Consider the following 10,999-nt stretch of genomic DNA (forward strand, 5'->3'; position numbering starts at 1 on the left):
AACAAGATCAACCCCACCAGCCCGCCCGAGCCGAGATCACCATCCCCAGTGACGAACCCGGCCGCTGTGGTCACCACCCTGAGTGACGCTCAACACCCGCCTCGGCGTGCGTCATGGGTGACCGTGGGGTGCGAAGCCCGAGGGCGCGGCCCAAGGACCCTCGTTCCATCCGGGGGTTACAGGCTGGGGAAGACCGGGCGGGTGAATCGCGTGAACCCTCGTCGACGCCTCGTCATGAGCACTCTCACCGATGGGAAGTGGCAGTGGGAGATAGGGACTCGCCGCTGGAATGCGGCAGGTGCCGTCCGGGCGAATTTGGCCGGGCGGGTGCGCACCACCGTCCCCGGGGTACAGAGGGCACCCAATCCGGTCGTGTCTGTCTCATGCGGAACGTGACAATCCCGATGCGGTCCAGGCTCTTTCGAGTTTGGTAGGCCGACTGTGAGGAAGGCTGATTTCCGCAGCGGGGGCAGGATGGCTCGAGAAGCGAATGCCGGTGGGCCGAAAGGCCGCAGGAAACCGGGTGCCGCACAACCAGTTCCTCCGCTGGTGGCCCCCGCATAACTGGCCGGATAGAGGCTGCTGCCTCGACCTGAAAGGGTGCTGACGCGAGCCGGGTGAGCCTGCGGATGACTCGATGACCGAATCGTTGGAACTTCAAGGGGCAAGTTGGACACCACATTGCTGGTGAACGGACCCGGAGACCCGGTCCTGGATTGGGACGCCGTGCGATGGCGCGCGGTCGAGGACCAGGTACGGCGATTGCGGCAGCGGATCTTCGCGGCATCACAGGCAGGGGACCTGAAGAAGGTCCGGAATTTGCAGAAGTTGATGCTTCGTTCCCGCGCGAACGCGCTGATGTCGGTGCGGCGGGTCACGGAGATCAACGCGGGCCGCAAGACCGCCGGGATCGACGGCGAGGTGGTGACCGATGCGGAGCAGAAGACCGACATGGTCGACTGGTTGCAGCATCGCACCGCCGCGTGGTCGCCACGGCCGGTCAAGCGGGTGTTCATACCGAAAAGCAACGGGCGCCGCCGCGGACTGGGGATTCCCGTGATCGCCGACCGGGCGCTGCAAGCGCTGGTGGTCAACGCGCTGGAACCCGAGTGGGAGGCCCGGTTCGAACCCAAATCCTATGGGTTCCGGCCGGGCCGGGGATGCCACGACGCCATCGTGGCCATCCATACCACCGTCAGCCGCACCGACGCCAGACGCGTGTGGATTCTGGACGCCGATCTGGCCGCCGCGTTCGATCACCTCGACCACGCTCACATCGTCGGCTCGCTCGGCACGTTCCCCGCTTTGGGGCTCGTGCGGCAGTGGCTGACTGCCGGCGTGGTCGATCAGGGTCGCTTCGCGCCGACCGAGGAGGGTGCCCCACAAGGCGGGTTATGTTCAGCTGAACATAACCCGCCTTATGAACAGCGCCGGGTTATGCGCAGTGGTGGCCCGCTGGGCCTGGTGACGGCGATGCCGGGGTTGAATCACTGCGCATAACCCTTCTGCCGGGGGTCGGGGATCACAGGCCGGTGAGCCAGTTCAACAGTTCGGTGTCGTGGTTCCATTCGGGTAGATCGCCGGTGACGATGTCGGTGTAGACGGCTTCGAGGGCTTTGCGTTTGGCCTCGGTGGAGGCGCGGGCATAGATCTCGGTGGTGGACAGGTCGACGTGTCCGAGGATGTCGCGGACGTAGGGCAACGGGACGCCGGCTTCGTAGAGGTGCATGGCTTACTGTGTGACGCAGGGCGTGTGGGCTGAGGTCGGCGCCAGCCAGGGCCGAGAGTCCCCAGGTTATGCGTAGTGATTCGCCCCCTGCACCACCGCGACCAGGCCTTACGGTCCGCCGCTGCGCATAACCCAGCGCTGTTCATAAGGCGGGGTGATCAGCCCGTTGCTACTCAACGTTGCTCTGCACGGCATGGAGGCCGCCGCCGGAGTCGCCTACTACACCAACGGCACTCGTGCCGGGAAGACGGTGAAGGGCTGCCCGGCGGTTATCCGCTACGCCGACGACCTTCTCGCACTGTGCTATTCGCGCGAGCAGGCCGAACAAGTAAAGAAGCAGTTGGCGCGGTGGCTGGCTCCCAGAGGGCTCGTCTTCAACGAGGACAAGACCCGGATCACGACCCTGGACCAGGGCGTGGACTTTCTGGGATTCAACATTCGCCGATACCCGAACGGGAAGCTGCTGACCAAGCCGAGCAACGCCGCGCTGCGGCGCATCCGGTCACGGTTGTCCACCGAGATGAAGCGGCTGCGAGGCTCGAATGCCGACGCCGTGACCGCCACTCTCAATCCGATCATTACCGGATGGGCGGCCTACTACCGGATCGGGGCCTCCAAACGGGTGTTCAACGCGTTGGACGCCCACCTCTGGCGGCTGGTCTACAAGTGGGCCAGATTCCGTCATTCGAACAAACCGATGTATTGGGTCAAGGCCCGCTACTTCGGCGCGTTCAACCCCGCCAGGCGGGATTCGTGGGTGTTCGGCAGCCATGACAGTGGCTTCTACCTGCGCAAATTCGCTTGGACACCGATCGTCCGGCACCGGATGGTCGCAGGCACGGCGTCTCCGGACGACCCCGCGCTGATCGACTACTGGACCGAGCGGCGTCGCCGCCGCACACCCCCGCTGGGCAAAGACACCCTGCGCCGCCTGCGCGCGCAGAACGGCCGATGCCCGCTCTGCCAGGGGTTGCTGCTGCACACCGACCGCGAACCACAAACGCCATACCAGTGGCAGCAGTGGCTCACGGCCGCCCGCACCGCGATCCGCCGACAGGCGATCACCATCACGGGCGCTCACCCACCGGACGACCGGACCGCAACGCGTCTCGTGCACGCCCACTGCCACCGCAATCACACCAGAAGCGTTGGCGGGCACCGCACTTCTGCCGACCTGTGAGCCCTCGGGGCTTGCTTGAGCCGGTTGCCTGGAAAGCGGGCACGGCCGGTTCTTAGGGGGCGAGGGCCTTAGTGGCAACACGCCCTCGCTACCCGCCGAATGCGAATTCGCGGTCCTGCGCGCCTTCGCGCTCAACGGCACCGACCACCGCAGTCACGCCGAACAAGACACCGCGATCGGCGACTACCTGCGCTGGCGCAACCAGCACGCCCAACCCAAACGCGACTTCGCCGTCAACTCCAAGATCCGGCTACCCGATTACCTACCCAACGTTGCCTGACACAGCACTAGTAGCGATGTCCATGTGGAAATTAGGGTCCTCTTCAAACCGCTCGGACAGATCGGCCCAGCGGAGACGCGCCCGTAGTCAGTTCGCGGTTGACGCACCACGTTCGTTGCAGACAAGGTGGGCAGGCGGTGTGAGCTCTCGTGCCGGCGGCTTACTGTGCCGGCCGACGGACCAGCCTTTTGCGCGGACCGGAACGCTGGGTCGAATGCGCAGACCAACTCACTAGGTCTGGTGCCTAGGATGCTCGTAGACACGCTCCTGAACCCATACAAACTGTGTAGCGACGGAGCAGATCAGCGGATCCCGACGCCTCGCTGTCGGCCTGCGTTGCGAGACGTGCCGAGGATGAACCATCGTCCGCATCGACCGGTACTAGTCCGGAACCGCGAGGTGCAGCCTTGGTAATAGACGCCGAATCGGCCGGTACATAACCTGGGTCACACACCGAAAAAATTGTGCATCGACCGTGGATACGAGGTCGGCAATGCCGCATTCTCCGGTGCCGGTTAGCAGTGACCGAATCAAAATTATCAACGCGACGACTACAAAGAGGTAAGCATGTCGAGCACAGTTCCCGCTTGGCCAGGAGAGTCCGAAGTAGATGCTCGGATTTCTATTCTAAAAGATAATATGGCGCAAGAGCAACTGGACGCGCTGATCATCACATCTCAGGAGAACTTCGAATACTACACAGGGTTTCGGACTCTCTTTTGGATCTCGAATTCGCGCCCCATGATCGGAATCATCCGGCGAGATAAGTCTGAGGTCTCGATTGTGATGAGCCGAATCGAAGGCCAGAACGAATATTACGGTCGAAATCCTAACGTGCAAGCCGTATTCTACAGCGGTTTCATCGGCGCTGCTCTGGAGAGTGCAAAAGACTGTCTGAGTGGGCTCCCGAGCGGATCCGCCGTTGGCCTGGACTACGGACCAGACATGTTCGGGCGCGGCTCGATTGCGCTGGTCGATGCCCTGCGCAGCGAACCGCACAACTTCCGTCTTACGGATGCGGCCGATCTCATCTGGCGGCAGCGCGTTATCAAAACTCAGCATGAGTTCGACGCAAAGCGAATAGTATGCAAAATGGCGACCGAGGCCTATTTTGCTGGACTCGGCGATCTTCGCCTCGGGATGAGTGAGTTCGAATATGGGCAGCTTCTGAAGCAGCGCTTGATTGCACTTGGTGCAGAGAGCGTCGACTGGCTACCCGTCCGCTTCGCCCGCGGCCATAAGAGCCCCACCCAACCGAATAACGACACCAAGTTGCAAAGAGACGACTTTATTTGGGTCGACTTCGGTGCCCGCCGTGGCGACTCAATTAGTGACCTGAACCGCGTTGCGAAGGTAGGTAAGGCAACCCCTGAGCAAGAGAAGCTATACAGGTTTGTGAGGAGTGTCACGCTTCGTGTGGCAGAAGGTATCCGTCCTGGAATGACTGGTGGCGATGTTTTCAAGCTGTTCGATGAAACCTGGCACGAAAGAAATATCGCTGCATCTGGTTTGACACACGGCGCGGGACGGGTCGGGCACGGCTCTGGCGTAGGGGCTACAGAACCTCCGTCGTTGATGCCCGAGTCTACCGAGCTAATTCAAGAGGGCATGATCCTCCACGTTGAACCTAAGCTCGTAGCCGCAGATGGTGTGTTCGAGATGGAGGAAGTGATCAGGATTTTGCCGAACGGTGTCGAGTTCCTGTCGGAGGTGTCGCCCGAGGAGCTTCCTATTGTCGAGCTCTGACACATGTCAACAAGGGCGGCTTGATTCCTGAGCGAGCAGCTATAACCTGTAGGATAGCCACACAGCACTTCGAATGCCCGTTCAGTTGCTTGCTTTCCGAACGGGCATTCGGCACCGCTACGCAAGCCTATATTGCGAGCCGCTATGGGAAGCTGATGAAATGCAGGTGCGTATTCGCGGGAGTCTGTATACGACTGGGGGTTGGATGATGAGTGTGCATCCGGCCTTGGGTTTGGTAATTCTTCCTCTGGAGAAGGAGATAATATGAGCGCTCCGAATATCTCGCCAGCATCCGCAGACTGGTCGATGCTCTCACTCGCTGACATCGACCCATTCCCGGCTTATGATGTATTGCGGGAGAGGGGAGCTGTAGTCTGGGATCCCGGGATCAAATGCTGGCTCGTGCTGAGCTACGATCTTTGTAAGGAGATTGAATTCGATGAGAATAAATACAGGATTGCGGTAGCCGACGCGCCGCCGCTGGTGTTCGAAATTAAGGGCGGAAGAACCTCCGTTAGCTCGCTGACCGGAGACGACCACAAGCGTATGCGGCGGCTCTACCTAAAACTCCTTGGTCCATCGGTCATCGATCAATATCGCGATGAACACGTTGTTCCAGTGATCAATGACGCAATTGATCGTTTCGCCGGAAACGGCGTGGCCGAGTTGGTAAATCAGTTTTCGGAAATAGTGCCGGCGCGAATTATGGCGTCGATGTTCGGACTTCCTTGGAGGGACGACGAACTTATGGCTGGTATCGCTGAATGGCATAGAGATATCGTTGCGTGGGTCGGCATGGGGTACTCTGGCGAAGAGGCTGAGCGGAAGGCGAAACTTGCGTCCGACGAGCTGAATAGCGTTTTCCGTCCTATTGTCCTTGAGCGGAGAGATAAACGCGGCAAAGATATTATCAGCAAAGTTTGGACACTGACGCCCGAAATCTATGGCCCAGTCGGGGTAGACGAAGTGATGTCGATTGTCAGAGATATAGAGCTGGGCGCCGGTGAGACAACCTCAAATGCCATAGCGAATACGTTCTATCTGTACCTGACGCAACCGGAAGTCCGTGAAGCGGTGTCGAGTGATCGCGAAGGTGCTCTCAACGCATTTATTGAAGAGACGCTGCGCCTCCTCGGATCTGTTCAATGGCGGTTCAGGGTCGCTAATCAAGACGTGTTACTCGAAGGCGCTGAGGTTAAAAAGAACGACACGATTTGCCTTGTGCATGCAGCCGCTAATCGAGACCCAAGTCACTACGCTTGCCCCCATTTGTTCGATTTGGAGAGGAAGGCGCTGACTGATCATATCGCATTCAACGTCGGGCCGCGGGTTTGCCTGGGTATGTGGCTCGCCCGCCTTAAAATGCGTGAATCCTTGACGGCCGTAATCAGTCGCCTGCCGGATGTGCGTCTTGATCCGACAAAGGAAGCGCCGAGCTTCCGTGCATTTTCCCATCGTCACTTCGGGCCCCTGCACGTCGTCTTCTGACTCTGACGATAAAAGTCAGGTCTATACGCCGTGAAAGAGTCGGTTGAGCCTGCGATCCACTCGTAACTCTTAGACGGGCGGATTCGCGAAGAGGGTGTGTGATTGCTCATGGCGGAATCGCATGGAGGGCGTCGCATCAATGTAAATACCGAGGCGAACGTCATTGAGAAGCAGTTCGTTGGGTCCGAATCACAGTGATCCACTGGGCTAGAATGAGAGGATGGGGGAAGTGAGTAAGATCGGTTTTATCGGCGCCGGCGGGACTGCCCAAGCGCTGGCAGGGCACATGATTAGAGCTGGGCATGATGTGGCGTTAAGTAACAGTCGCGGTCCGACCACCTTAACTCGTGTAGTCGACAATCTGGGGGGCGCCACAGCGGCCTCTGTTGAGGAGGTCATACGCCGAGAGATTGTTGTCCTGGCTGTTCCATGGTCGAGCCTCACTGCTGCGCTGGGCTGTCCAGACGCATGGCGAGGGCAGATTCTAATTGATACGACAAACGCGACTGGGTACTCCTTGGGAAGCGACGTTTCGAGTAGTATTGTTCAAGGTTTGGTGCCGGGAGCCCGCGTGGTTAAGTCTGCAAATACGTTGAGTCCCATGACGCTGGCCGAGAAGCCTGACAGCGAGACTGGCTTCAGTCGAGTGCTGTTCATGGCTAGCGACCATCCGTCGGCGGTCGAAGTGGTGGCACATCTTTGGGCGAGTGCTGGATTTACCGCTGTGGATCTCGGGCCGCTGGAGATTGGCGGACGAATGATGCAATTTCCAGACGGTCCGCTCGCTGGGCTGAATGTGTCTTGGTCCACGAGTGTCGAGCACCGTTTGAACCCAAGCCGTGCAGTGCACACCCCAGAGCAGTCGTGGCAGCTTACTCGATAACAAGCAGTAAGCAGTTCCTGTGTTCGCGGATCGTATCGATTCTCGATGCTGCCGCCCGCGCCGCACTGGGATGATCGTGCGCGGCGAATCGATCTGAACGTGCCGCAACCGCTAGGTATTCCGAGAGTCCCCGCGAGAGGGCGTGATCTGGGGAAGCAGGGCTGGCCGCGGGTTCGGCATGACAAATCTTCTCACAACAAGGACCAAGTCCTCGCATACCAGAAGTCAGCCAAACCCGAGGCCAGCCCCGGCAACGCAACGTCAGTGTTGTTGGGCCGCCTGTTATCTCGAACCTCGTACCCAGATACGTCAACTCATAACGTTGGCCCGCCCACAGTTGCGATCCGCCTCATCCAGTCGTTCCGAGGCAAGGCGAACAGACTCGCGAACCTGGGGCGGATAACGCTTCGACATAGTGGAAGCCATGTTCCAGTAGTAAGAAGCGGCCCCTAACTTCACCGTACTGGGTCTCTGTGCGACCGGTTGAGTGCGTGTGGCAACGATATTAAGAGAAAAGTGCTGAAAGGCACCAGGCCGGCAAACAGGAGACTCGTACGGGCGCCGAGATGCTGAACGATGATACCGAGCAATGGACCGCCGATGGCGGCGCTACCAGCGAATACGAGAAGATACACACTCATTACACGCCCGCGCAGTGTACGTCCGGCGGAAAGCTGCACAGTTGTGTTCGACGCGGTGAAAAAGTGTGTACTGAATGTGCCTATCGCCACTAGCGCGCATGCAAAACTCCACAATGTGGGCATTAATGCCGAGAGAGCGTAGACGGCGGCCAAAGCGTACCCGGTGAGGGTTAGTGTGCGCAGGGTTGTGCTGGTTCGCCCAGCGGAGACGATTCCACCCAACACAGAGCCGAGCGCGAGGCATGAAGTCAGGAGTGCATAGCCGGCTGGACCGCTGTCGGCGGCGCGAGCAAAGGTAGTCAAGATCACCGGCATGTTGAGACTAAACATACTAATGGCTCCGCACATCACCATGGGCCGCCAGACTTCAGGACGCAGCAGCACAGTGCCCAGCTCCTCCGGGGCGGATATAGTGCTGCGGCTGCAGTGCTGCGGCCTGATTGGGTCAGGATCGATGCGCGCTAGCGCGGTGAGTGGTGCAACGTAGGCGACGGCATTGAGCGCGAAGGCCCAACCAGGTCCGACTGCTGTGATCAGAACACCCGATATCGCCGGACCGGCAAAGTTTCCGAGGTAGAAGACGGAGTAGCTGAGGCTGATCGCGCTGCGTATCTGATTTCTTGTAACCAAGTCTGTAAGGAAGGCTTGGCGTACGGGCTGCTCAATTGCCGCAACAGTTCCCAACCCCGCAGCGAAGAGTTGGACGTGCCAGCCGGTCACCTGGTGGGTGAGGGTCAAGGCGGCCAGAATCGCAGCCAGAACCGCTGCGGCGGTTTGGGTTATCTGCAATACACGGCGCTTTGGGTAGTGGTCTGCGATCCACCCGCCGACCAGGCCGAATATCAGTATCGGTGCCCATTGCAGAGCGGTAGTGATGCCGACTGCGGTGGCGCTTCCGGTCAGGCTCAGGACCAGCCAATCCTGGGCGATGCGCTGCACCCACAATCCGGTGGTCGTCACAGCCTGGCCGATCATGTACAGCCGGAAGTTTCTGGAGCCCAGCGCGGCAAATCTCGTGTGTTGTGGGGTAGTTGGTTCGAGTGGGGTGTGGGGATCCGCGCTTCTGTCGGCCGCCCTGGTCACGGTAAAGGGCCTTTCTGTGTCGTTCGGGTCAGTATCTTCATCGTCCATGCGCTCGAGAAATTAAGAAAGCGAATTGGTCGAATAATTCTCATTGCGAATCGTGATGGGCTCACGCAGGATGGATGGATGATGTTACCTCCCGAGCAAGTCCGGACGTTTCTGGCAGTGGCCCAGACACTGAGCTTCACGCAGGCCGCAGTGGCACTGGGGCTGGGGCAGCCCACTGTGAGCCAGCACATCCGAAAACTCGAACAGGCGGTGGGGCGGCCGTTGTTGATCCGGGATACCCGTACTGTCAGATTAACTGTGGATGGGGAGGCGATGATGGGCTTCGCTCGGTCGATCCTGAGCGCGAATACCGCTGCGGTTGACTACTTCACCGGTGCCGGAGTGCGGGGCCGCCTGCGATTCGGAGTGACTGATGATCTCGCGTTGACACGCTTGCCACGCATTCTTCGTGATTTCCGCCATCTCAACCCCGGCATCACCCTCGATCTCACCGTGTCCCAGGGGGCGCACCTGGAGCGTCGAGTGGAGTCCGGGCACGTTGACATCGCATTCCTGAAAACGATGGCCGGCGAAGGGCGCGGTCGGCTGATCCGTCGCGACCGGCTGGTGTGGGCTGCTGCCGAGGGCACCGGTCTGAGATGGGACGATGACCGGCCGGTGCCGTTGATCGTGTGGCAGGCCCCCAGTCCGAGCCGAGCACTGGCTGTGCGAGCCCTCGAGGAAGCGGGCATCAAATACCGTGCGGTTTGCACTGCTCGTGGTGTCAACGCCGTGCTTGCCGCCACCCGCGCAGGGCTTGGCGTCGCAATCTTCGCCCGCAGCTTGCTCCCGCGGGATCTGGTTGAACTGTCCAGCGGCGCCGGACTGCCCGAACTCGGCGAACTCGACCTGATCCTACTGGCGAACCCACGTGCCCCCGCCGAACCTGTGGAGGCATTGACTTCAACGATTCTCGCTCACGGCAACCAGATACGCCCCGGCGATGACACAGGCACTCCTCCTGCCTGTCGCCAATTCATACCGGGAGCCGGAGCGTCAGAAAACGACGGCGGGCGACCGTGCAAATGAAAGGACGACGCCGAATGGCCGGCGGGTTCCACCGCCGCGTTTCAGTCGAGCGGACCACACATTTGGATTTAACGATTCTTCCGATCGCCTTTTCGGATGGCCAAGGCTTAGAGCTCCTAACAGGTTCTGTCAGTTGGCGTCTGGTTCCGTTGCAGTGCAGGATGTTTCGATGTGGCAGCACCATGGACCGTGGACGACGAGTTGTGGGCGGTAATCGAACCGCTACTGCCGGTGAAACCGGCCGGAACACCGGGACCGCCGCAGATGGACAGTCGACGGGTGCTGCAGGGGGTCTTGTTCGTGCTGATCACGGGGATCGGATGGGAAGACCTGCCCCAGGAACTGGGATTCGGATCCGGGATGACCTGTTGGCGCAGGTTACGGGACTGGCAAGCCGCCGGAGCATTCGAGCAGATCCATCAAGCCGTGCTCGCCCGTGCCCATGCCGCCCGGATGATCGACTTCGACCGGGTCATCGTCGACGGCTCGCACGTGCGGGCGAAAAAGGGGGCGCCGCAACAGGTCCGAGCCCGGTCGACCGCGCCAAGACCGGTTCCAAGCACCACGTCCTGACCTGCGGGAACGGATTCCCGCTCGCAGTCGCATTGTCAGCGGCCAACGTCAACGACCACCTGCTGTTGCCCACGCTGCTCGACCGGGTCCGACCCCTGCGCGGGCGCGCGGGCCAACCCCGTCGCCGGATCACCAACCTGATCGCGGACAAAGGATATGACTACCCCAGCGTGTATTCCGAACTGCGGCAACGACATATCACCGGATACATCGCCCGCCGCGGAACCCGCGACAAGGTCACCGCCGGCCGCTGGATCGTCGAGCAATCCTTGTGCGCCGCGAAGCGGCGTGTCGTATCCCCGGCTCAGCCGGGAGGGAC

General features: G+C 60.4%; 10 protein-coding genes and 1 pseudogene. 9 read left to right on the top strand and 2 right to left on the bottom strand.

Features of this window, described 5'->3' with window-relative positions; translation table 11 throughout:
• Positions 1 to 669 precede the first annotated feature (669 nt).
• Complete coding sequence (locus ACFXN1_RS50180) at positions 670 to 1,500, top strand: reverse transcriptase N-terminal domain-containing protein (RefSeq protein WP_379446753.1); 831 nt, start codon at positions 670 to 672, stop codon at positions 1,498 to 1,500.
• Positions 1,501 to 1,522: 22 nt separating this feature from the next.
• Here the strand turns inward: ACFXN1_RS50180 and ACFXN1_RS50185 are convergent, their stop codons facing one another.
• Entirely contained in the window at positions 1,523 to 1,729 is a 207-nt protein-coding gene (locus ACFXN1_RS50185; RefSeq protein WP_379464095.1) for a tyrosine-type recombinase/integrase, read from the bottom strand.
• A gap of 154 nt (positions 1,730 to 1,883) precedes the next feature.
• Between ACFXN1_RS50185 and ACFXN1_RS50190 the strand changes: the two genes are divergently transcribed.
• From ACFXN1_RS50190 to ACFXN1_RS50210, 5 genes and pseudogenes are all read left to right on the top strand, one after another.
• The gene (locus ACFXN1_RS50190) at positions 1,884 to 2,909 is read left to right on the top strand and encodes a group II intron maturase-specific domain-containing protein (RefSeq protein WP_379446215.1); all 1,026 of its coding nucleotides are present in this window, start codon (positions 1,884 to 1,886) and stop codon (positions 2,907 to 2,909) included.
• Between the two features lie 847 nt (positions 2,910 to 3,756).
• Positions 3,757 to 4,935, top strand: a complete 1,179-nt coding sequence (locus tag ACFXN1_RS50195) for a M24 family metallopeptidase (RefSeq protein WP_379446216.1) — start codon at positions 3,757 to 3,759, stop codon at positions 4,933 to 4,935.
• Between the two features lie 264 nt (positions 4,936 to 5,199).
• The gene (locus tag ACFXN1_RS50200) at positions 5,200 to 6,423 is read left to right on the top strand and encodes a cytochrome P450 (protein ID WP_379446217.1); all 1,224 of its coding nucleotides are present in this window, start codon (positions 5,200 to 5,202) and stop codon (positions 6,421 to 6,423) included.
• A 220-nt stretch (positions 6,424 to 6,643) separates the two neighbouring features.
• A pseudogene (locus tag ACFXN1_RS50205) lies at positions 6,644 to 6,916 on the top strand (NAD(P)-binding domain-containing protein); the annotation flags it as partial.
• 108 nt (positions 6,917 to 7,024) lie between these two features.
• Entirely contained in the window at positions 7,025 to 7,306 is a 282-nt protein-coding gene (locus ACFXN1_RS50210) for a hypothetical protein (RefSeq protein WP_379446224.1), read from the top strand.
• A 455-nt stretch (positions 7,307 to 7,761) separates the two neighbouring features.
• On the opposite strand, the gene ACFXN1_RS50215 is transcribed toward ACFXN1_RS50210, so the two are convergent.
• Positions 7,762 to 9,078: an MFS transporter gene (locus ACFXN1_RS50215; RefSeq protein ID WP_379446218.1), complete on the bottom strand. Its 1,317-nt coding sequence runs from the start codon at positions 9,076 to 9,078 to the stop codon at positions 7,762 to 7,764.
• An 81-nt stretch (positions 9,079 to 9,159) separates the two neighbouring features.
• On the opposite strand from ACFXN1_RS50215, the gene ACFXN1_RS50220 reads away from it, so the two are divergent.
• From ACFXN1_RS50220 to ACFXN1_RS50230, 3 genes are all read left to right on the top strand, one after another.
• Positions 9,160 to 10,107, top strand: a complete 948-nt coding sequence (locus ACFXN1_RS50220; RefSeq protein WP_379446221.1) for a LysR substrate-binding domain-containing protein — start codon at positions 9,160 to 9,162, stop codon at positions 10,105 to 10,107.
• A 171-nt stretch (positions 10,108 to 10,278) separates the two neighbouring features.
• The gene (locus ACFXN1_RS50225) at positions 10,279 to 10,680 is read left to right on the top strand and encodes a transposase (protein WP_379446219.1); all 402 of its coding nucleotides are present in this window, start codon (positions 10,279 to 10,281) and stop codon (positions 10,678 to 10,680) included.
• Positions 10,677 to 10,999: transposase (locus ACFXN1_RS50230; protein WP_379446223.1), on the top strand; the 323-nt coding region annotated here is incomplete at its 3' end. The genes ACFXN1_RS50225 and ACFXN1_RS50230, both read left to right, overlap by 4 nt.

This window comes from Nocardia sp. NPDC059154, assembly GCF_042755705.1.
In the GTDB taxonomy this organism is placed as follows: Bacteria; Actinomycetota; Actinomycetes; order Mycobacteriales; family Mycobacteriaceae; genus Nocardia.